Source organism: Streptococcus sp. CP1998 (assembly GCF_041026655.1).
GTDB classification, from domain to species: Bacteria; Bacillota; Bacilli; order Lactobacillales; family Streptococcaceae; genus Streptococcus; species Streptococcus dentalis.
The window spans coordinates 276189-297486 of the sequence record NZ_CP163380.1 but is presented as its reverse complement, the minus strand read 5'-3'; the positions used below and the strand labels follow the sequence as shown (position 1 = coordinate 297486).

Annotated in this window: 22 protein-coding genes; 1 reads left to right on the top strand and 21 read right to left on the bottom strand. The window is 41.6% G+C overall.

Annotated features, from left to right (window positions below):
- Positions 1-3: 3 nt before the first annotated feature.
- From essB to AB4X21_RS01620, 5 genes are all read right to left on the bottom strand, one after another.
- Positions 4-1293, bottom strand: a complete 1290-nt coding sequence (gene essB / locus AB4X21_RS01640; RefSeq protein WP_338323963.1) for a type VII secretion protein EssB — start codon at positions 1291-1293, stop codon at positions 4-6.
- 1 nt (position 1294) lies between these two features.
- Positions 1295-1537, bottom strand: coding sequence for an EsaB/YukD family protein (locus tag AB4X21_RS01635; protein ID WP_118228561.1), 243 nt, complete (start codon positions 1535-1537; stop codon positions 1295-1297).
- A complete protein-coding gene (gene essA / locus AB4X21_RS01630) occupies positions 1538-1993 on the bottom strand; it encodes a type VII secretion protein EssA (RefSeq protein WP_155172935.1) in 456 nt (151 codons plus the stop codon).
- The gene (gene esaA / locus AB4X21_RS01625; RefSeq protein ID WP_369088074.1) at positions 1990-5013 is read right to left on the bottom strand and encodes a type VII secretion protein EsaA; all 3024 of its coding nucleotides are present in this window, start codon (positions 5011-5013) and stop codon (positions 1990-1992) included. The genes essA and esaA overlap by 4 nt, the downstream gene beginning before the upstream one ends.
- 131 nt (positions 5014-5144) lie before the next feature.
- Positions 5145-5432, bottom strand: a complete 288-nt coding sequence (locus AB4X21_RS01620) for a WXG100 family type VII secretion target (RefSeq protein ID WP_155127265.1) — start codon at positions 5430-5432, stop codon at positions 5145-5147.
- A gap of 476 nt (positions 5433-5908) precedes the next feature.
- Between AB4X21_RS01620 and AB4X21_RS01615 the strand changes: the two genes are divergently transcribed.
- Positions 5909-6460, top strand: coding sequence for a hypothetical protein (locus AB4X21_RS01615; protein WP_155127262.1), 552 nt, complete (start codon positions 5909-5911; stop codon positions 6458-6460).
- A 54-nt stretch (positions 6461-6514) separates the two neighbouring features.
- Here AB4X21_RS01615 and AB4X21_RS01610 read toward each other — a convergent pair whose 3' ends face one another.
- From AB4X21_RS01610 to AB4X21_RS01535, 16 genes are all read right to left on the bottom strand, one after another.
- Entirely contained in the window at positions 6515-8365 is a 1851-nt protein-coding gene (locus AB4X21_RS01610; protein WP_155127259.1) for a proline--tRNA ligase, read from the bottom strand.
- Between the two features lie 15 nt (positions 8366-8380).
- Positions 8381-9640, bottom strand: coding sequence for an RIP metalloprotease RseP (gene rseP / locus AB4X21_RS01605; protein ID WP_369088073.1), 1260 nt, complete (start codon positions 9638-9640; stop codon positions 8381-8383).
- Positions 9641-9676: 36 nt separating this feature from the next.
- Positions 9677-10480: a phosphatidate cytidylyltransferase gene (locus AB4X21_RS01600; RefSeq protein WP_023919527.1), complete on the bottom strand. Its 804-nt coding sequence runs from the start codon at positions 10478-10480 to the stop codon at positions 9677-9679.
- 9 nt (positions 10481-10489) lie between these two features.
- Positions 10490-11239 (bottom strand): isoprenyl transferase, encoded by a 750-nt coding sequence (locus tag AB4X21_RS01595; protein ID WP_003009971.1) that lies wholly within the window; start codon positions 11237-11239, stop codon positions 10490-10492.
- 154 nt (positions 11240-11393) lie between these two features.
- Complete coding sequence (yajC, locus tag AB4X21_RS01590; RefSeq protein WP_247923504.1) at positions 11394-11720, bottom strand: preprotein translocase subunit YajC; 327 nt, start codon at positions 11718-11720, stop codon at positions 11394-11396.
- Between the two features lie 155 nt (positions 11721-11875).
- A complete protein-coding gene (locus tag AB4X21_RS01585; protein ID WP_003004069.1) occupies positions 11876-12121 on the bottom strand; it encodes a hypothetical protein in 246 nt (81 codons plus the stop codon).
- A 224-nt stretch (positions 12122-12345) separates the two neighbouring features.
- Complete coding sequence (locus AB4X21_RS01580; protein ID WP_369088072.1) at positions 12346-14475, bottom strand: AAA family ATPase; 2130 nt, start codon at positions 14473-14475, stop codon at positions 12346-12348.
- Positions 14476-14835: 360 nt separating this feature from the next.
- Complete coding sequence (locus AB4X21_RS01575; RefSeq protein ID WP_118228555.1) at positions 14836-15135, bottom strand: hypothetical protein; 300 nt, start codon at positions 15133-15135, stop codon at positions 14836-14838.
- An 18-nt stretch (positions 15136-15153) separates the two neighbouring features.
- Complete coding sequence (locus AB4X21_RS01570) at positions 15154-15417, bottom strand: hypothetical protein (RefSeq protein WP_369088071.1); 264 nt, start codon at positions 15415-15417, stop codon at positions 15154-15156.
- 95 nt (positions 15418-15512) lie between these two features.
- Positions 15513-17105: a hypothetical protein gene (locus AB4X21_RS01565; protein ID WP_320910957.1), complete on the bottom strand. Its 1593-nt coding sequence runs from the start codon at positions 17103-17105 to the stop codon at positions 15513-15515.
- Complete coding sequence (locus tag AB4X21_RS01560; RefSeq protein WP_320910958.1) at positions 17105-17488, bottom strand: DUF1310 family protein; 384 nt, start codon at positions 17486-17488, stop codon at positions 17105-17107. Before AB4X21_RS01560 ends, AB4X21_RS01565 begins: the two co-directional genes overlap by 1 nt.
- 185 nt (positions 17489-17673) lie before the next feature.
- Positions 17674-18072: a DUF1310 family protein gene (locus AB4X21_RS01555; RefSeq protein ID WP_369088070.1), complete on the bottom strand. Its 399-nt coding sequence runs from the start codon at positions 18070-18072 to the stop codon at positions 17674-17676.
- 107 nt (positions 18073-18179) lie between these two features.
- Positions 18180-18944: an amino acid ABC transporter ATP-binding protein gene (locus AB4X21_RS01550; protein ID WP_320910960.1), complete on the bottom strand. Its 765-nt coding sequence runs from the start codon at positions 18942-18944 to the stop codon at positions 18180-18182.
- Between the two features lie 19 nt (positions 18945-18963).
- Positions 18964-19650: an amino acid ABC transporter permease gene (locus tag AB4X21_RS01545; RefSeq protein WP_320910961.1), complete on the bottom strand. Its 687-nt coding sequence runs from the start codon at positions 19648-19650 to the stop codon at positions 18964-18966.
- Positions 19651-19653: 3 nt separating this feature from the next.
- Positions 19654-20346, bottom strand: coding sequence for an amino acid ABC transporter permease (locus AB4X21_RS01540; protein ID WP_320910962.1), 693 nt, complete (start codon positions 20344-20346; stop codon positions 19654-19656).
- Positions 20347-20412: 66 nt separating this feature from the next.
- Positions 20413-21291 (bottom strand): transporter substrate-binding domain-containing protein, encoded by an 879-nt coding sequence (locus AB4X21_RS01535; protein ID WP_155127235.1) that lies wholly within the window; start codon positions 21289-21291, stop codon positions 20413-20415.
- Positions 21292-21298 lie beyond the last annotated feature (7 nt).

Here is a 21298-nt window from a genome sequence, read left to right as displayed (position 1 = left end):
AGACTACTCCTTGTGTTCGCTAGACTCTGTTGAGCTTGCAACTGTAGAAGACGAACTTTCTGCTGAGGAGTCTTTTGTAGACGAAGTCGTTGTTGAGTTGCTAGTAGAAGATTTGGTTTCATCTGTCTCTGCTTCCAAGAGTTTTGAGCGGGCATCCCAGTATTTTTTGTATTCGCCCTCGAGCTCAGAAAGTTTCTTCTCTCGCTGTTCACCAGAGAGTTTTTCGTTATCACGTGTCGCCTTGATTTCTTTACGAAGGGCATAGATGATCAAGTCTGAATCGTCGATCCGCTTGGCTGTATCCAGCGCTTGGGTAAAGTCATGACGGCCGATATAGACCCAGTAGTGGAGATAGAGGCTATCTGACTTGAGCGTGACGTTGTTAAGGATGACCTTCTTTTGGTCCTCTGAGAAATTCAAGCCTTGCAAATAAGACGTCGCCAACTCATATTTCTGTGTCATTGGAAGACTACTTGGAGCCACTCCCTCCAATTCATCGATCACACCGGTATAGTCTACCTTGAGATAGGCTGTATCCGCTTGAAGCAACTTTTCTTTAAAGGGTGCTTGGAAAAAGACCAAATAGATCAAAGGCAAGAGGAGGAAGGCCACTACAGTTGAAAGCCACACTGTTGCCAACTTAAAGATTCGGTGTTGACGGCTTGAAACCAAGGTTAAGGTCTTTTCTTCCTCTTCCTTGCGTTCCTGGTAGGCTTTCTCTAAGAGAGCTTTCATCTCTTCTAAGCTAGTAGCATCACGGATTTCTACCAAGAAATCTGGTAGATCTTCTAATTCGAGTGTACCTTGATAGAGCTCCATGAAATCCCAGTCCCCAAAAAGAGTGACAGCATAGCACTTGGCCTGACGCAAGAATTCAACCTGATCCCACTTGCGTGGCACCATCATTCCCGGAACCCCGCGATAAGCGATCTTGACTTGCGCATCCTTGGTCACAAACAAATTGATAGGATGCAACATAAAGGTCACCGGAAGCTCCAAGGCTGGCGCCAAATCCAAGACATTAATGGCTAGACGCAGACGGTCTGAAACCGGTAATGCCTGGATTTCTTCAGCACTCAAGCCTAGCGCATCTGTCTGATAGGTCAGATGAATCTGGTCTTGATCAGCTGTCATGCTCTGCTCTAAAAACAAGGGATGATGGAGATCCAAAATCCATAAATTGCGTAAATCCTGGCTATCCACTTCTGAACGCTTGAGGTCCAATCGCCAGCTCGTTTCTTCTTTTTCAAAGCGGAAGACTTGTTCTTCCAGTGTAAATTGTTCTTCTTTCACCTTACCACTCCTCAATCTCGATCAGATCACCACTTGTGATCGGATACTCTTGTACTACCTTGCCTTCATCTAGCAAGATGCCCTTATTTACCACGCGCAACTGATACTTACTTCTAGGCTCCATGGTAGACCCAAAGATCTGATCCAATTCCCGAATCAAGCGTCGCACCTCCATCCGCGTTGGGATTCGGAGGTCATGGCTTGCACCATTCATACGGAAGGTGACATTGATATGTTGGTCCATTTAGGCCTCTTTTCTATAAATTCGATAGGAAATATAGCCAGCAATCCCAAAGAGAAGGGCACTCCAAGCCAGCATTTGCAAGGCTGGAATAAAATCCGACAAACTAGCCGAATTGTCCTCTACATTGGACTCAAATTTAGATAATTTTTGATTTTCAGGCTGGAACAGGTCCGCTTCAGGCTCTGTTTTTTTCTTTCCCTTTATAGCAGAAAACAACTGGCCGTCTGAATCGGTCAATTGTTTCTCTTGCTTGCGTTTTTCATCTATTAATTTTTTCTGATCCTTCTCATTGAAAAGAGACTCAGTGGCATCCAATTGGCCACCAAGTGTCTTTTCCTGTTCTGTCTCAAGACGTGAGTTGTTGACCTGAAGACGATTATCAATAAAATCATCTGCAGAAACAACAGCTACTGGCAAGAGACTAAAGACAAAGAGAAGATACATCATTTTTTTCATATGCTTGATTCAATTTCCTTTGTTTGAGTAAACTTCTTTGGGACGAAGATATTGGCAACCGCCAAAAGACCGAAGAGAACCAACAATCCGAAGAAGACGCCGATACCAGCTGTTTGTCCATCAAAGTAACCCGCAAACTGTCCTTCCAAAATAGAAAGGAGGTTGACATTTTTCACCAGTGCTGGAAGGCCTGACAAGGTTGCGGTTGTTCCGATCGCGCTAGATAGGTAGACATAACTGATCAACATGAAGAAGGCCAGTCCCATTCCAATCACACGGAAGTGTTTCAAAAGAAGGTATTGTAGTTGTACCAAGACAAAGCTTGCTAGAACTGCTAAAAATACCCATGAAGGTATATATTCACGACCGACAGAGAGTTGAATACTTGAAATCATTCCGATCACCAGTCCAAGGATGAGAGAAAGTCCCACAAGGACACCGACAGATAAGAGATCTGATTCTTGCAAGCGATCCAATTTGAAACGATCCTTAACCTTGCGAATGATTGGTTGAGTCGCAAAGAGATAAGCTGTAAAGAGGCTCAAGACTTCCAACATAAAGATCCAAATAAATGGACGGTAGACGTTGATGGTCGCTTTCACAGAAGAAGATTTCTCTGCAACTGGATTTGACAAGAAGTCAAGCAAGACTTCATTCGGTACCCCGTTTTCATAGGCATTGTTGAAGACCTTACGGAAGGCTTCGACAAAGTTCCCATTTTCAGACAATTCCTTGTCGAATTCACCCATCAAACTTTCCGCATTGCTAGACAATTTCTCTGTATTGCCTTGGGCTTTTTCCAATTCTTTGTTCAATTGGCTAAAGATTTCATTGGTAGAGTTAGCAGCTTCTACATTGCTACGAGATGAGTTCTTGACACTTTCTGTCGAACTCAATAATGAGGTGTATTCAGAACCAAGGGCTGACAAATCTGCATCGGTCTTAGTTTGAGCCTGTGTCACTGTTTCCTGTGTTTTTGAGATCTCTTCTAAACGTTTTTGAAGATCTGCATACTGCGTCAATTGATCATTGATATTTTGGGTTAGATCTTTGTTAGTATTTTCAATTGCTTGAAGATTGGCCTGCAATTGTGGTCCCAAGTCTTGCAACTGTTGGAGGGTACCATCTAACTGGGCTTTCACACCCTTCGTTGCATCCCCAGATTCATCCGTTTCAATACTCTTACGGTAGTCCTTTATGTTACTTGAAACAGCAGCCTTCACGATATCGACCAAAGCGTTTGTCAAATCCATATCTTCAATCGGATCATAGAGCGAATGACGATCTCCCTTGTCATCTTTTGGATAGTAGGCATCGATCAATGCTCCTGCGCGTTGATAATCCAAGGCGATTTCACTAGCTTTCGATGCATAGTTAGCGACAGCTGTTTTCAAATCTTCTGCAGATACAGTCACACTGGTTGAAGAAACTCCATTCACAAGAACTTCAACATCAATCGCACTTGGCATAGCTCCTCCATCTTCAACAAGGTGAATTTGAATTTGTTTGCCATCTTTCAGTTCGACTTCCTGTTCACCACTGCCTGCATAAGTCTGTCCATCATAGGTCCAGGTATCCACCTTGACTCCTGCAGGGACATGAATACTAACTTTCTGTTTTCCAGATTTAGCATTAAGGACATCCGCAACTGCCGTTGATTTGGCATCCACTTCTTGCGCCAATTTTTTTAATGCATCAGCATTCCCTTTTGGATGTGCCTTCGTTCCAGCAAAAGCACTATCAAAATCAATCGCTGCGTTAAGATTCCCATACTTATTCAGATCAAGACTAGCTGGATCTAAAGACGGAAGTTTTTCAATCGCTTGACGAATGTCATCATCCGCTTTATTACGTGCCTCACTTAGCGTCTTGATACTTGTCTTTCCAAGCAAGGTACGAAGAGTAACTTTTTCTCCTTCTTTTAGACCATAGTAGTCAAGGATCTTCGCTTTTACAGAAGACTCGATGTTATTTTCGTGCTCATCTAACTTGTCGCGTTCTGCCTTGATCCCTTTTTCGAGGTCTGCCACACGATCATTCACCTCTTTTGTCAAGCTAGCATAGGTCTTGGTACCTGAAGAATCCCCTGCTGTTTCAGTTGGTTGACTCAATTGTTTGGTAATCGCTTCTTGATTTAGTTGTAGATTCTTATACAACTCTTGGGTCTTTTCACTGACAACAGACTGGTTCATGGACATCAGCTGGTTCATGAATTCTTCTTGGCTGATCTTATCCTCAGAACGTTGTTTTATCAGTAAGTCAAAGTTTTGACCGTACTGACCCTGAGATTGGGTCAATTGATCAAATGCTTGTGTATAAGACTCAAGGACTGTCTTCAAGGCGTTGTTAGACTCGACAGATGACGTAGACAAGCTATAGAGACTCGGGAAAATATTTTTCGAATCCAAGGCTGAATCCAGCAAGTTAGTTCGATAAGAACCAATGTTAGTGGATTGAATTTTGTTACTTGTTTCCACATTTTTCTGAGCTGTATAAAGGTTGCTTAGAATGCTGACCATATACATATCAACCAATTGGCTATTCAAGTCTGAAACGATATCTTTAGCGACTTTATTGGCCTCGTTTTCAACCTGAGAATTCCCAGCCGCATTGACTTTATACGTCACCGTAGTCTTCTCTGCATTAACCGCGTTCACTTCCAAGATCTTCTCTGAGAAGTCACTTGGAATGACGATCATCAACTGATACTTGCCATCTGCAAGCCCTGACTCAGCGGCTCCACGAGGAACTACAGACCAGTTTTGCGAATTATCCCGTTCGATATTCTTAACATAGCTAGCCCCAAGGTTGTATTCTTTATCATTCAGCTTAACCGCTTTATCCTCATTGACAACCGCAATGTTGAGCTTGGTGTTTTCTGTCGTTTGCACGGTCTTGGCTTCGTTTTGCTTTTGGTCCTTTTGAACCGTGGTATAAAGACCCACTACGGACCCCATCAAAAGGAGCACAACTGCACTCTGACCAATGTATTTTAACCATTTTATATTTTTAACTTCCATACCTTTTCCTTTTTCTAATTCATAGACACAAAATAGGGGTTAGGGATTAAGAATCTAACCCCTATTTTCTATATATCAAAAGACAAAAGGGTGATCTACCAACAAGAAGTAAGATCACCTTCAAGATTATCTTAGTGAATTTGTGCAGCGATATCTTGGTCAGTTTGTTCAACGATATCAGCAACTTTGATCAATTGACCGTTGATATCTTCCAATAATTGAGCAAATTGTTTGATTTTTGGAGACAATTCGTTGAATTGTGCTTCAAAGCTATCAAATGCAGATCCATCCCAGTTTGCATCGATGACTTGTTGTTCATGAGTCAAAGTAGTAAGAACACGATCGATGTCTTGAGAACCTTGCGCATAGCGTTGTGCTGATTGACGTAGGTCATCTGGAGTTAATTTAATTTGAGTCATATTTTTCTCCTTTTGGGCTGATACCCTTATATTTTTTCATAAACAATACATTTAGTACGAATTAGTAAAATGCCAGATAACTGTATATTTTACCTTTTTCTCCCTGTTTGTATTATTTACTTAAAAATATCTTAATGAAATATTGCTAGAATGTCAAGTTTAGATGGCTAACTGATAAAACATTGTAACCTTGTTACGAATGTGTAACATTTTGTCATAGAATTGTAATTTATTTTCTGAATTCCTTGCCCCAGTAGTCTCCATCTAGTATTATTTTAAGAAAGAAAAGAAGACACTCTGGCTTTTCTCATTAACTCAACACATATATAAAAATTGTTGATTTTAGGCATTTTTAGATGCGGTTTTTGATAATTTTTGTATATTTTTTCATTTTTTAAGTTTTTATGGTATAATGAGAACTGTTTAGAACTTATTTCATACAAGATCGGACACCATTAACCTATAAGGAGTTATCTATGAAAAAATTTCTACTTGCCTCTGTCTGTCTACTAGCCCTTACCGCTTGTAGCCAAGGTCAACAAGGCAAAGGAACTACTGCCGCTTCTACCAAGCAAGAGACCACTCAAACCAAAAAGGAGCAAGTCCAAACCAAGACCTTTGTTCGTGACCTTGGCGATCACCACCAAAACAAAATTCAAATTGGCTACAAGAAAGAGGAAATTGTCTCTTTTACTTTCCTTAGTTTTGAACCCATTTCTTCAGATTTGCAAGACATGGATCTTCCTGAATTAAAGGAAATCTACCAAGAAGAATTAGAACATAGCGATATCTATAAAACCTTAAATGGTAAGCCTGGACTTAGCTTCCGCATTCAAATTTCAAAAGATAAACAATCCTATGCTAAAGTCTTACAGGCTGACTTCTCAAAAATCAAGAAAGATGAGTTTGCTACCATCTACGGAGATCAAGGGGAGGAAGAAAGAGCCGAGTTCAAGAAATACCTCAATGGCAAGCCCCAAGATCTCTTTACCTATTTCAAAGATCAAGGCCTCAAAGAAGAAAAATAAAAAGAGCTTCCTGAGTTTCATCACCACACTGGTGAGAGCTCAGAAAGCTTTTTCTTATTTGTTCAAGATTGAAAGGGTTTCAAGGAGATTATCCGCATGAACTTCGATGGTATCTCCTGTCGCTTTGATTTTCACTTCAACGATGCCTTCAGCTGCTTTTTTACCAACTGTTACGCGGATTGGAAGGCCAATCAAATCGCTATCGCTGAATTTGACACCGGCCCGTTCATTTCGGTCATCCACCAAGACTTCGTAGCCTTTATTGACTAAGCTTTCTTCGATCTGATTGGTCAAAGCAAGACTCGCTTCATCCTTAACATTAACTGGAATCAAATGCACATCAAATGGCGCCAATTCTTTAGGGAAGTTAATTCCCCAAGCGTAACGGTATTCCCCTTTTGGAGTCTTATTGACAAAGAGACGAGCATGTTGCTCCATAACGGCTGAAAGAAGACGGCTAACACCGATTCCGTAGCAGCCCATGATGATTGGAACCGCACGACCGTTTTCGTCCAAGACATCTGCTCCCATGCTAGCGGAGTAGCGTGTGCCGAGTTTGAAAATGTGACCAATTTCGATCCCACGTGCAAAGTTCAAGACCCCTTTCCCATCTGGTGAGATTTCGCCTTCACGAACTTCACGGATATCAACGTATTCTGCAGTAAAGTCACGTCCTGGGTTGACACCAGTCAAGTGGTAGCCTGTTTCATTGGCACCGACTACTGCATTGCGGCTATCTTGAACCTTGCGGTCTGCGATAATCTTAACATTTTCAGGAAGATCTACTGGACCGAGAGAGCCAAAATCAGCTCCTAATAATTCTTTCACTTCCACTTCGGTTGCAGGTTCAAAGAAGTCTGCGCCGAGATGGTTTTTCAACTTCACTTCATTGAGCTGATCATTACCTACAAGAAGGGCAACAACTGGCTCACCATCTGCAATGTAAACCAAAGTCTTGATCGTAGCTTCTTCTGGAACATTCAAGAATGCAGCTACTTCATCAATCGATTTGACACCTGGTGTTTCCACGCGTTTCACTTCTTCTTCTGCTACAACACGGTTACTTGGCTTGTATTCGTTAGTAGCCATTTCCAAGTTCGCAGCATAGGTGGATTCACTTGAATAGGCAATGGTATCTTCCCCAGAGACCATCCATTTGAGCAATTCTGCTTTGATTTCTTCTTGGACTTCTGCTGGGATCTCATCAAAGGAAGCCACTGATTTGTCTAAAACAACCCAACGGTCCAAGTCTGTACGAGCAGGTGTAACAGCCATAAACTCTTGGCTATCTTTTCCGCCCATGGCACCACCATCACCGATGATAGCTTTGTAGTCGATGCCACTGCGGGTGAAGATCCGCTCATAAGCTGCCTTGTATTCATCATAAGTGACATCCAAGCTATCGTAGTTAGCATGGAAGCTATAACCATCTTTCATGATGAACTCACGGGTCCGCAGAAGACCGTTCCGTGGGCGTTTTTCATCGCGGTATTTTGGTTGAATTTGGTAGAGATTCAACGGCAATTGTTTGTAAGATTTTACTGAGTCGCGCACAATAGCGGTAAAGGTTTCTTCGTGAGTTGGACCTAAGATAAAGTCAGAGCCTTCACGATTTTTCAACTTATAGAGGTCTTCCCCGTAAGTTTCGTAACGACCAGATTCACGCCAAAGATCCGCACTCAAAAGAGCTGGAGCTAGCATTTCTACTGCTCCAATTTTTTCGAATTCTTGGCGCATAATGCCTTTTGCTTTTTCAATCACTCGATTTGCCAATGGCAGATAAGAATAGACACCGGCTGATACTTGGCGAACATAACCTGCACGCAACATCAAAGCATGGCTAATGACTTGGGCATCGCTTGGCATTTCGCGAAGCGTTGGAATCAACATTTTACTTTGTTTCATGGACAATATCCTTTTCTATTTCAAAAATAATTTCATAATATCATTCCAGGTGACAGCAATCATCAAAATAACCATTACAGCTACACCTGCAAGCGTCATATAGGTTTCTACTTCCTGTTTCAGTGGCTTTCTCCGGACGACCTCGATCAAATTGATCAAGATTTTTCCTCCATCCAAAGCTGGAATCGGGATTAGATTGAAGATCCCAATATTAATAGAGAGCATGGCCATAAGAGACAAGACTGCCGGAATTCCTAATTGAGCAGCTTGTGAGCTGGCATTGTAGATAGCAACCGGACCACCCAGTTTATTGAGACTAAAGTGGAAAATGATATCTTTCAAAGCTCCTAAAATCCGTGTCGCTGTATTCCAGGTATCTGTAAAACCAGACAAGAGTTTATCCACAAATCCAGTCTTGAGGCCGTTTGTCACACCCAGATAGTAACGATTTCCTGACTTGGTTGGCTTCACTTTGACTTCTTTTTCTTGGCCGTCTGTTTTGACTTTCAGGGTCAATTCAGGAGCCGTCTTGCTGTCTTTGGTTGCTTTTTCAACAGCATCTGTCAGCTCATCCCAGTTGCTAACGGTATCGTTGTTGACTTGAAGGATCTGAACATTGCTTTTGACACCGACCTTAGCCAGTGCCCCATCGGGTGCCACCTGAACATTGTTGCTGTAGTAGTCAATCGCACCACCGCGCATAAAGGCTAAGAGTGAGTAGACGACAATACTGAGGATAAAGTTGTTCATAGGACCCGCAAAGTTGGTGATCAACCGTCCCCAAATGCTGGCATTCTGATACTGAACATCTCTCGGTGCAATCCGCACTTCCGTCCCATCTTCTTCAACAATAGTCGCATCATGATCGACATCATAAGTCTTAGTCTCATCGAGAACCAAGCCCTTAATTTCCAGTTTGTCTTCAAAGTCAAACTGGGTAACATTCATGGGAAGGGCTGTCTGATCCAGATTCTTTCCTGAAAGATTGATCCGGACAACCTTACCAGCCTCATTTAGCGTCAAGCTGACAGGCGTTCCGGTTTTAATCTCAGTTGTATCCTCACCCCAGCCAGCCATACGCACATAGCCACCTAAAGGGAGAATGCGAATGGTATAAGCTGTTCCATCTTGACCAATATGGGCAAAGATCTTTGGCCCCATCCCAATCGAGAATTCTCGCACCAGGATGCCCGATTTTTTTGCAAAATAGAAATGACCAAACTCGTGAACGAGAACGATCACTCCAAAAATAACAATAAAGGCAATAAACTGCATCGTTCTATACGTGGTTTCCTTTCTATCTCTTCTGTCTTAGAACAAGCCCAAGAAATGCATCAAGGGAAAGACAAAAATCAAACTATCAAAGCGGTCTAGAACACCACCATGTCCTGGGATAAATTTCCCAGAATCTTTCACACCGAAGTGGCGTTTAATCGCACTCTCTACGAGGTCGCCAAACTGACCTGCAATACTAAAGAGGATGGTAAAGAAGATCATAGCGAGAAAACCATGTCCACCCGCCACAGAACGATCCACGATCATATAGATCACAGTTACCGCAACTGCAGACAAGATTCCCCCAAGACTGCCTTCAATCGTTTTATTAGGAGAAACCGCAGGCATGAGCTTGCGTTTCCCAAACCGACTTCCTACCAGATAAGCACCTGAATCTGTAGCCCAGACAATAAAGAGTGCCAATAAGACCTTATCAATACCAGCAATTCGCGCATCTACTAAGGAATGGAAACCAAGTCCAACATAAAAGCTAGACGCAATGGGATAGACCACATCTTCATAATTGTAATTCTGAGCAAGAACAGTTGTTCCCATGAGAATCAAGACAACCAAACCATAAGCAATCATATTGCCATCTGCTGGAAGGTAAGGGAGGTAGTCCTCGATCGGCAAAGTCAGGACAAAGGCCGCTAACATGGCTAGCGCTCCTTCAAAGGTCGCTGTCTCAAGTCCCTTCATCTTGAGCAATTCATGAACCCCTAGCATGGCGATCAAGCCAATCACAATCTGGAAGAACACCCCTCCAACCATTACTGTCGGAATGAAAAAGAGCAGGGCAATTCCTCCAAAAATCACACGTTTTTGTAAATCTTTCGTCATCATCTTCTCCTAAACACCACCAAATCTCCGATGCCGATGGCTATATTCTACTATGGCACTTCGTAGTGCTTCCTCTCCAAAATCTGGCCACATCACATCTGTGAAATACAACTCACTATAAGCAGCCTGCCAAGGAAGGAAATTACTCAAACGAATCTCTCCGCTGGTACGAATAATCAAATCCGGATCCCTTAGGACACGTGGCAAACTCTCTGTATAGAGAGAATCTGCGATCATCTCTTCTGTGATATCTTCTGGACTGAACTTCGCATCCAAGACTTCTTGGGCGATCTGCTTCACAGCCTGAGTGATCTCAGCACGTCCACCATAATTGAGTGCAAAATTCAGGATCAAACCTGTATTGAGATGGGTCATTGCTTCTGCTCTTTCCAAAGCCTCTAAGGTTTCTTTAGGTAATTTCTTGGTATCACCGATCATTTGAATCTTGACATTGTTGCGATGCAATTCGGGGACGAAACGATCATAAAACTCGACCGGCAAGTGCATGATGAACTTGACTTCATCTTCAGGGCGTGTCCAGTTTTCCGTAGAAAAGGCATAGACAGTTAAGACCTGAACCCCCATATTTTTTGCTGCAATCGTCACTTCTTGGAGAGCTTCCATCCCCGCCTTATGACCAAAGACGCGCGGTTGCATCCGCTTTTTCGCCCAGCGACCATTGCCATCCATAATGATTCCAATGTGTTTTGGGACTTCTAAAGGTATCTCAATTTTTTCTTTTTTCTTAAAACGAAACATGTTTTTCTACCTATTTTAATATTTATCGCTTCATTATACCATAAATCCCCATAAAATAGGGACTGTGGCCTCTATTTTGGACGAGTAGGGGTGTCCTTCATCGCACAGCTCCATTTGCCCACCAAAAAAGAGGCTCTTGCCTCTTCTTTGATGATTATTCTTCGATGGCTGAATCGACATCTGAGCTAGCACCTTCTGTAGCAGTAGCTGAGATCCCTTCTGATACAGGAAGAACTGTTTTGATCGCTCCCAATTCAAAGGTCAGGTAGACACCATCAACATCCAAGACAACGGTCTTGCGATCTGTATCGACTTCATCGATGGTTCCGTACAAGCCACCAATCGTGATGACTTCATTTCCTTTTTGAAGTTTATTTAAACTTTCCATCCGTTTTTGGTACTGTTTCTTTTGGCTACGGCTCATGAAGTACATCAAACCGACCATAAGAACGAGCATAATTAGCAAACTTCCGCCTTGCATATGTTTCTCCTTTAATTTTCATATATGCTATACTATATCAAATTTCGCCCGTCTTTTCAAGTTTTCCCATCCTCTTCAAGCAAAATCAGACTCCAGTCTCAGAGAGGAGGTAAGTTTTGATGAAAAAGAAAAAACCACAAAAAGTGGGCTACTGACTAGTCAATCGTAATGCCATACTTTTCATGATTCTCATCATACCAATCAATCAAGGCCAAAGCCGTTTGATAGGTAATATTTTTGATTTTACTCGTACCCTTCGTCAAAGTCGCCAAGCTCATTTTGCTGATGTTTGTTTCAGTTGCAACACGATAGCTCGTCAAGCGACCATCAACCATCAGTTGAACAACAGCTTCCACTTTTTTATATTCGGGAGTTGAGTAGATATCAATTGTATTGCTCATCTTACTTCCATTCCTCAAATTTTATTCTTGTATAGATTATATACTTTTTTTCTTTATTTATTAATAAATTTGCTCAAATTGGGTTAATTTCACTAATTATTGATGTTTTTTAGTCCAAATAGGAAGATTTTGGCCTTATACGACGAATAATTTCCCCCAGGTGGGAAGAAAAAATAAAGACTGCTATATGATAGCAGCCTCTACTTTTCACAAACTCATTCGCCTTATTCTGCTTGTTTATCATTATTTTCTTCATTCTTTGTGTCTTTTTCTCTGATCACAAGCACACCATCTTCCATGTCAGCTTCCAAGTGTTTAGCATCCAAGTTATCCAAGTGGAAGTCTGTGACTTTGTCACGGATTTGTTGTTCAACTACCCGACGGAGTGGACGAACACCCATCACTTCATCATAACCTTCTTCAGTCATATATTCTTTAGCTGCATCGCTCACTGCCAAGTCGATTTCTTTCTTAGAAAGGGTCTTATTGACATCTACCAACATCAAATCAACAATCTTAGAAAGATCTTCCTTGCTCAAGTGTGAGAATTCGATGACAGCATCGAAGCGGTTGAGGAATTCTGGACGGAAGTAAGGTTTCAATCGATCCATGAGTTCTGGTTTGTCCGCATCTTCTGTTAAGTTAGCTTCGTAACCAAAACCTGCGTTTGAAGTAGCGATAATCACAGTGTTCTTGAAGTTGACCGTGTTCCCTTGACCATCTGTCAAACGACCATCATCCAAGACTTGAAGGAGAAGGGTGATGACTTGAGGATCTGCCTTTTCAATTTCGTCAAGAAGGACGATTGAGTAAGGGTTACGGCGAACACGTTCTGTCAAGGTATTGCTGTTATCATCGTAACCAACATAACCAGCTGTTGTACCAATCAATTTAGAAACGGCTGTGCGGTCGCTGTATTCTGACATGTCCAAACGGATGATAGCATCTTTGGTTCCGAACATATCAAGAGCCAATTGTTTAGCCAACTCAGTCTTACCGACACCAGTAGGACCTACAAAGAGGAAGCTACCGATTGGACGGTTCCCTTCGTCAAATCCTGCACGGTTCCGACGGATAGCACGTGCCACTGCTTCAACAGCTTTATCTTGACCGATAACCTTAGTTTGCAAACGGTGACCCATATCTTTCAAACGTTCGATATCAGTTGCACCCATTTGTGACACTGGAATACCCGTCATCCGTTCTACTGATTCAGCCACATCGTTGATTGTTGCAGTTACCTTATGGTCTTCTGTATGGTTTTCAATTTTCTTTTCAAGTTCTTCGATACGAACTTTTGCTTTCAAAGCTGCTTCGTAATCTTCTTTAGCCGCAGCTTCTTCTTGTTTGGTTTTTTCTTCTTCAATTTCATGTTCCACAGCATGAACATCTGTTACCGGATGTTGAGTAGCCAAGTGAGCGACTGTTACATCGACCAAGTCAATGGCCTTATCAGGCAAGCTACGTTGTGGAATGTATTGGATTGAATAATCAACCGCTGCTTTCAAAACTTCATCTGGCAAGATGACATTGTGGTGTTTTTCATAAAGATCACGGATCCCTTGGAGAATCTTGAAAGTATCTTCAGCTGATGGAGCATTGACTTTCACTTCGTTGAAACGACGAGCAAGAGCTGCATTCTTCAAGATAGTGTTACGGTATTCATCTTGAGTAGTTGCCCCAATGACTGTCAATTCCCCACGTGAAAGAGCAGGTTTGATGATATCCGCAAGACCTTTAGAGCCTTGACCATCACCTGTGCTACCTGCACCAAGGATTTGATGGATTTCATCAAAGAAGAGAATGACATTTCCCATAGCCTTGACTTCTTGGATCAGATTTTGAATATTTTCTTCAAAGCTACCACGGTATTGCGTACCAGCTTCTAGACCAGAAATATCAATTGAGATGATTTCTTTGTTCTTGATAGCGGCTGGAACATCACCGTTCACAATAGCTTGTGCCAAACCTTCTACAACTGCTGTTTTACCAACACCGGCATCCCCTACAAGGACAGGGTTGTTCTTGGTACGACGAGACAAGATTTCAGCAGTTTCTTGAATTTCTTTATTACGTCCGATGACCGGATCCAATTTTCCTTCACGAGCTTCTTCAGTTAAGTTGCGACCAAGTTTTGCAAGGATCCCATCTTGTTTCATTCCTTTACCTTGATGGTGTTGCATTTGCTCGCTTCCTTCATTTGGAAGTTGACCAGTTTGACGGTAGATAGCAAATTCTTCTGGTGTCACTTCACGACCATTAATCATGTAGCGACGGCTTTCAGAACGAAAACCACCCATGTTGCCCATTAGTTGATTGAAAAGATCATCCATATTGTTAAAGTTGTTATTCATATTGTATACCTCTAATTTACATAATTTTAATTCATTCTTGAAAATTAGCAGACCAATTGGCTGCTATTTGATTGTTTACATAATTTTAATTCATTTATTTAATAATAGCCCTACAGGCTAACAGTTTCTATTTTTCCTTTTATCAATTAGTTGTCTTAATTCTGGAAATAGCATATTACCATCTCCTTTCCACTATTGATATTGTAAACCAGTAGGTTTTTTTAAACCTCTTTTTGTTTACATAAATTATTATAACGCAGGCTGATTTCTTTGTCAACACTTTTTTACATAATTTTTAAATTTTTTTTAAAAAAAATCTGGATGCCACTCCAGATTCCATATTTAAATAGAAGTTCTTGGCTAGATAGATTTAAATTTCCCAGCATTTTCTTGAATAGCCGTCTGTACATTTTTAGCAAATTGACCCACCATGGACTGATCCAGTTGCTTTCCAACTACCTGGACATCTTCTTCGGCTACTGTTGTAATCGCAGTCAATCCATCATTGTAACGTTTCTCAACTCCTGCCTTGCAGGCCAATAAAATGGGCGCATAGACAACCTGTATTAATTCTTTTTCAAGTTTCTTGCGGCTTTCGATGATCCTCATCTTATCTTTCATATCTAAATCAAAGAAATCTTTGACTGGACTATCACCCATACTTCCTCCTCTTCTATACTATGAAACTTTATCTTGTGCAATCTCCTCTTCCAGTTGGTGTCTATCTTTCCGGTAGGATTGCCATAAATTCTCTTCCTCGATTTCGATCTGTTTTAAGGCTACTTGTGCAGCTTCTCTAGCTTCGAGATCATACTCTTCTATACAGCGATGGAGGGACTCCCATCCACAACTGACATCAACCTCCTGCTTTTGTAAAAAGGAAGCTGCCATCGCATACTCTTCTTCCAGCATCTGGGTGAAGAGCTGCTGTTTTCTTTCCACTAGGCAACGCTTTTCATCTAGCTCCAAGCGCGCTTTTCGGAACTCTATTTCCAAGTGATCTAGTTTCTTTTCCTTTTTCGAATGAGTAGATGAAATTAATAAGCTAGTTGTTCCCACTGGTTCATTTCTCCTGCTATTTCTTGATCTTTTGCTTTTAAGAGCTCAATTCCTGCATTCACTTGCTCGCTTAAAGCATGGAATTCATTCGATAAGGACTGATATGCAGCCAAACGATTGTCGAACCTTTCTCTTACTTCAGTGACAACTGTTTGCCTTGTTGCACCAGCCTGTGCATAGGCCTCTTCTACTTCCGCAAGATTAAGAATGAAGCCTTTCGGAACGGTCTGTAATACTTTCTCCAAAGTTTCTAAATCTGTATCCAGTTGTGCCTTAGATTTCTGAGCTTGCTCCAGCCCTTCATCCACTACTCGAATCAGCTCATCAGAAGCCAAACGAGCCTGCAAAGCATCCAGATAGATCCGTTCACTTGAGCTCAGTCCACCACCTGTTTTTTGCAATTTATCCTTTAGGCGATAGTAAACCTTCATCCGCTCTTCAATGATTTCCTTCCGAGTGATGGCTTCCGTTCCCTTTTCAAGAACCAAATTCCCATTCTTATCATAGATATAACCATGCATCATGTGCTGCAGGCCCGTATTTTTCAAATTCTTAGTTTTGAGGTGCTTGACAATCCCACTGGATTCCTTGCTTCCAGAATCCTGATAGCCCAAGCTAACCAAATCTTTATGGTCAATATGGTTGTAGATCTTGTACTTCAGCGAATCTATACGCGCTTTTTGCTCGGGTGTTAAGATGGAATAGGCATTAGGACCATTGTATAGATGGACAGTCCCAATATGAGAAGCTTCTTCTTCTGTCAAGCAGGCAAGAGCATACTGAATATCCATAGACCCCAGAGAGTGACCGTATAGGTCGATCTTAGCATTGGGGTATTTTCGGATTACCTCTTTCAAATGAGCTGCAGCATCTTTAAATTGTGGAGGCGGGAAAGTCCCGGTTAATTCATTGTATTTTTTTAAAAAAGCAGCTCCCATTAAAGTAGGAAATTTAACCTGTTCTTCGGCTGTTCTTTCTGCAAAAAAGCCGGCTACATCTGATGCTTTTTCCTGTACAAAATTGCTGACAGGATTATCCAGCGCTTTTTGTATGAACCTGCCAACGGGAGTGGCCTCCGGCGGAAGATTAACAGAAGTAGGAATAATCGCATCTTCAAAAGCTTCTACTGCATTATTAAAACTATCCTTGGCCTTATCTCGCGCATAATTCTTCGCATAATCTGTTGCATACTCGCTTGCTCCAACAGGGTTCAAAATATTGGAAGCTGCTGGCAGATCTGTCTTTACCCAATCCGTAAATGTATCATGGAGTAATTTTTGTGTACTTATTTCAGTCTCAGATCCCTTCATCAAAACTGTCACGTCATGAATTTGGGAACGATCTTCATCAGAAGCAGAATAAGGGACTGCTTTTTGTTTTTCGCCTTGGCCATTGTTAGTAATAACGAAGACCTGCTCTTCATTGCCATTTACACTATCATAGATGTGAGCGACATTGCCAATGTATTCCCCGGTTTTCAATCGTACATCTTGATTATAGCTTTCTATCTCATACTCTTTATACGCAATTTCTTTCTTCATTTCATCTGAAAATGATTTATCAAAAGCCATTATTTACCTCTTAATTCATCTGATAATTCTCCTGAGATGACATAACCATTTTGTTCAAATTTGCCATCTGATTCCTCTGTTAAAGTTGTTGTAATTGTTAGGTTATTATCATCATTGATTATAACTTTTATTATTAATCCTCCCATTGGATTATACTTCAATGAATTTTCATTTATCTTGTAACTTTTTATAACTCCTTTATCTGTAAATGCGTTTGGATCTTCTTGCCTTAATAAATTTTCAATCACATCTTTAGCTTTCTTACTCTCTGCAATTTGAATCATTTCTTGTTTTTTGGCAGATTGTCCATTAAAAAAGCTACAGCCTCCTAAGCTCAGGCTAAATACTACCATTATCAACACAATAAATTTACTTTTTTTCATCTTCTTCCCATTCTTTCTTCAGGTTTCTTAGAATTTATTATACAAAATTCTAAGAAACCTGAAATGTTACTTTTGTTAAAAAATGTTGCCAAATCGTTACAAGCACTAGCTATTAATGTAACATATTGGTTTTGATCCAGAAATGTTTCTATTTTCCTATATTAGGGGTATTTACCTGAATGAGTTTATTTCCCAGTCTCTTCTGCTTTACTTAACAGATCATCTAATTTTGCTGAAATACCATAACTACCTGCTTCGAACTGTCCTGAATCTTCCATTTGAACAGTCGTATCGATCGTTAACTTTTTATCGCCATTGATAACGAGATAGACATTCATCCCCCCCATTGGATTGTATTCCAATTCACCTTTTATCAGGGTATAGGAGTGAATGACCCCTTCTGAAGTGAAAGCTTTAGGATCGATACTAATTAACAAGTGTTTTATCGCTCGCTCCATTTTCGTGCTTTCTGCAATCTGAATCATTTTCCTTCTCTCAGCAGATTGATCCGTAAAAAGGCCACAACCTCCTAGAAACAAAGTCAGTAAAAATAGTAGCATTAATCCTTGTTTTTTATCAGTCATATTTCCCTCTCACTTATATTATTCGTAATGATTCTTAAAAAATGAGCCAATTTTTAAAAATTTTTTCCAGAATTCAAAAAAACACACCCTTACTGGGTGTGTCTCTGTTAAATCATGTATTCGACGCTATAAGTGGCGTCGGATAGAATCCGTGAAAGGAATTGTTTGGTTCGTTCTTCTTTTGGACTGTTGAAGAATTCATGGGGTTCGTTTTCTTCGATGATGTGTCCGCCGTCCATAAAGATAACGTGGTTGGCCACATCACGCGCGAAGCCCATCTCATGCGTCACCACAACCATGGTTACTCCTTCTTGGGCCAATTGCTTCATGACATCTAAGACATCACCGACCAACTCTGGGTCTAGCGCTGAAGTCGGCTCGTCCAGCAAGATCACGTCTGGTTTCACTGCGATGGCACGCGCGATTCCGATCCGTTGCTGCTGGCCCCCTGACAATTGCGAAGGATAGTAATCCTTGTAAGCGAGGAGACCAACTTTTTCAAGGGCTGATTCTGCCCGTTGGATGGCCTCTTCTTTTGGAATCTTACGAGCCACAACTAAGCCTTCTAAGATATTTTCAAGCGCTGTTTTGTTGGCAAAGAGATTGTAATGCTGGAAGACAAAGGCTGTCTTTTGGCGGATTTCTTGAATCTCTTTTTTGCTGAGATTTGAGAGGTCATACTCTTTTCCACCTAGGGTTAGGTGCCCTGTATCTGCCTTTTCCAAGTGGTTGAGGCAACGAAGGAAGGTTGTTTTTCCTGATCCAGATGGACCCAAAATAACGACCACATCCCCTTGGTTGACCTTGAGATTGACATCTACCAGGACTTGGTGGTCCTTAAATTTTTTCGATACGTGTTCTACTTCTAACATCTTCTTATTTCTCCTTCTTCTATGCGAGTGTCAGGCGTTTTTCTAAGCGATTGAATCCCCACTGAATCACCCCACAAATGACAATATAAAGAATAAAAATCACTAGATAGGATTCAAAATATTGATAGCCATAAGAGGCTTCTACCTTGGCAATGGCGGTGATATCCTTGATGGTCATGACAAAGACAAGGGAAGTTCCTTTGACCAAGTTGATAACCAGGTTACACAGATTGGGCAGGGCCGCACGCAGGGCTTGTGGAAAAACAATGCGGATGTAGGCTTGGCGATTAGTCAAACCAATGGCTTGCGCTGCTTCTAGCTGGCCCTTATCCACGGTCAGAATGGCTGACCGGAGAATTTCAGCCAGACTCCCCATCGTCATCAAGCTAAAGATGATAAAGGCATAGTAAATGGGATTGATCTCAAAGACATTAAAGTGACTACCAATGCTCTTAAAAAAGCTATTTAAGAGACTAGGGAAGAGACTATAAAAGAAGAGAATCAAGAGAATCGGAGGCGTCGCGCGGATAAAGGCTAAGTAAACCACTGAGAAACTGCGAACCCCTTTGACCTTGTAGATCTGACCGAGTGCCAAAAAGAGGGCTGGAAAGAAACTCAAAAGGATCGACACGACCATGATCAGAAGGGTCACTGGAACACCACCCAAGGTGGCTAGAAATGCTTTACTAATAAAATTGAAATCCATAAGCTACCTTTCTGTTACACTGAGTCGTTTCTCAAGGAGTTGAGCGGAGAAGGAGATCACAAGGGCAATTCCCCAGTAGATCACTGCGACAGCTGTATACGTTTCGAGGGAATAATTTCCAAGATTGCGGCTGATCAAGTTGTTGCCTGCTCCCATGATATCGATAAAGCCAATGGTATAAGCCAAAGCGGCATCACGCATGAGGTTCAAGATGGCAGTCGTCATATTTGGAAGAGCCACGCGAAAGGCTTGGGGAAGGACAATCCGCCAAATGGTCTGAGCTGGTGTCAATCCGATACTCAAGCCTGCTTCCATCTGACCTTTTGGAATGGCCAAATAGGCTGCCTTGAAGACCTCAGAAATCATCGCGGCAAAGAGAAGAAACATGGCAACCAGGACAAAGACAAACTTGGACCAGTGGTCAATATCTACTCCCAACCACCAGTTCAAAAATTGGGGCAGTCCATAAAAGACCAAAAAGAGCAAGACAATCGGAGGGGTACAACGCAAAGTAAAGACATAGCCTTTTGCCAGACCTGCTCCTACCTTATCTTCTGATACTTGTGCCCAGGTCAAAACCAAGCCAAATGCCGAACCTAGAAGCGTCGTTAACACCATCAAAGCTAGGGTCGCTGGTAGGGCTTGGACCAAGGTTGGGAGAAAAGACCAGACCTTGGAAGTGTCGTATGAGACCATGTTTCTTTTCCTTTCTGTATCCGTATAGAAATAAGGAAGCTGGGGCTATGCGCACCCAGTTCCATCTTATTTCTCTTTATCTACATAACTGAAGACATCTTCACCGAAATATTTTTTCGACAATTTAGCAAGTGTGCCATCTTTTTCTAATTCTTTGATAGCCTTGCTGTAGGCTTCCGCAAATTTTTCGTTTTTCTTATCCTTATGGATCAATGGGTAAGTTGGAATTCCTTTGTAGGCAAACCAGCTCAGTTTGTCCGCATATTGGTGGTAAGAACCATCTTTATCTGTGACAGCTTTTTCAAAGGAAAGTTTGATGTCAAAGAAGGCATCGTAACGTCCTTCAAGAACCCAAGCATAAGCATCTGCGACTTTGAAAGATTCCGCAGCTGTTAATTCGATTTGTTGGTCCTTATGCTTTTCATTGTATTCTTTAATAACATTCCATTGTGCATTTTGTGGTGAAATTGGAACCAATTTTCCTTTTTCTTTGGCGAAGTCATCGATGTTCTTGTATTTATCCGCATCTTCTTTTCGTACAGTAAATCCGATGATACTTGCTCCAATTGGTTCTTTTGGAATGATAAATTTCTTGGCACGTTCTTCGGTATACCAAGCTCCTTTGGTTCCGATATCGTATTTACCAGATTCTAGACCGATCAAGAGATCGTCATCACTTGTTCCAGTGTACTCAAACTTGTAGTCCGGTAGTTTTTCATCAATGGCTTTGAGAACGGCTACTTCATAGCCATCTGATTCTCCTTTTTCATCAACGAAATCATACGGTACATAGTTTTGAGTGTGGGCTACTTTCAAGGTTGTTACCTTGTTCGATCCTGTTGAGCCTTTGCTGTCGTTTGCATGGTTCAAGCTCCGTCCAAGAATGGTTGCACCTGCAATGGCAAGAACTGCCACCCCACCGATAATCCATGTTTTTTTACTCATACTCTCT

Bases quoted from the DNA above. Each gene is read 5' to 3' on its own strand.
- esaA (WP_369088074.1), bottom strand. From the start codon at position 5,013: ATGGAAGTTAAAAATATAAAATGGTTAAAATACATTGGTCAGAGTGCA.
- AB4X21_RS01535 (WP_155127235.1), bottom strand. From the start codon at position 21,291: ATGAGTAAAAAAACATGGATTATCGGTGGGGTGGCAGTTCTTGCCATT.
- AB4X21_RS01540 (WP_320910962.1), bottom strand. From the start codon at position 20,346: ATGGTCTCATACGACACTTCCAAGGTCTGGTCTTTTCTCCCAACCTTG.
- AB4X21_RS01610 (WP_155127259.1), bottom strand. From the start codon at position 8,365: ATGAAACAAAGTAAAATGTTGATTCCAACGCTTCGCGAAATGCCAAGC.
- AB4X21_RS01635 (WP_118228561.1), bottom strand. From the start codon at position 1,537: ATGGACCAACATATCAATGTCACCTTCCGTATGAATGGTGCAAGCCAT.
- AB4X21_RS01580 (WP_369088072.1), bottom strand. From the start codon at position 14,475: ATGAATAACAACTTTAACAATATGGATGATCTTTTCAATCAACTAATG.
- AB4X21_RS01615 (WP_155127262.1), top strand. From the start codon at position 5,909: ATGAAAAAATTTCTACTTGCCTCTGTCTGTCTACTAGCCCTTACCGCT.
- AB4X21_RS01555 (WP_369088070.1), bottom strand. From the start codon at position 18,072: ATGACTGATAAAAAACAAGGATTAATGCTACTATTTTTACTGACTTTG.
- AB4X21_RS01560 (WP_320910958.1), bottom strand. From the start codon at position 17,488: ATGAAAAAAAGTAAATTTATTGTGTTGATAATGGTAGTATTTAGCCTG.
- AB4X21_RS01575 (WP_118228555.1), bottom strand. From the start codon at position 15,135: ATGGGTGATAGTCCAGTCAAAGATTTCTTTGATTTAGATATGAAAGAT.
- AB4X21_RS01595 (WP_003009971.1), bottom strand. From the start codon at position 11,239: ATGTTTCGTTTTAAGAAAAAAGAAAAAATTGAGATACCTTTAGAAGTC.
- yajC (WP_247923504.1), bottom strand. From the start codon at position 11,720: ATGCAAGGCGGAAGTTTGCTAATTATGCTCGTTCTTATGGTCGGTTTG.
- rseP (WP_369088073.1), bottom strand. From the start codon at position 9,640: ATGCAGTTTATTGCCTTTATTGTTATTTTTGGAGTGATCGTTCTCGTT.
- essA (WP_155172935.1), bottom strand. From the start codon at position 1,993: ATGAAAAAAATGATGTATCTTCTCTTTGTCTTTAGTCTCTTGCCAGTA.
- AB4X21_RS01600 (WP_023919527.1), bottom strand. From the start codon at position 10,480: ATGACGAAAGATTTACAAAAACGTGTGATTTTTGGAGGAATTGCCCTG.
- AB4X21_RS01620 (WP_155127265.1), bottom strand. From the start codon at position 5,432: ATGACTCAAATTAAATTAACTCCAGATGACCTACGTCAATCAGCACAA.
- AB4X21_RS01545 (WP_320910961.1), bottom strand. From the start codon at position 19,650: ATGGATTTCAATTTTATTAGTAAAGCATTTCTAGCCACCTTGGGTGGT.
- AB4X21_RS01550 (WP_320910960.1), bottom strand. From the start codon at position 18,944: ATGTTAGAAGTAGAACACGTATCGAAAAAATTTAAGGACCACCAAGTC.
- AB4X21_RS01585 (WP_003004069.1), bottom strand. From the start codon at position 12,121: ATGAGCAATACAATTGATATCTACTCAACTCCCGAATATAAAAAAGTG.
- AB4X21_RS01565 (WP_320910957.1), bottom strand. From the start codon at position 17,105: ATGGCTTTTGATAAATCATTTTCAGATGAAATGAAGAAAGAAATTGCG.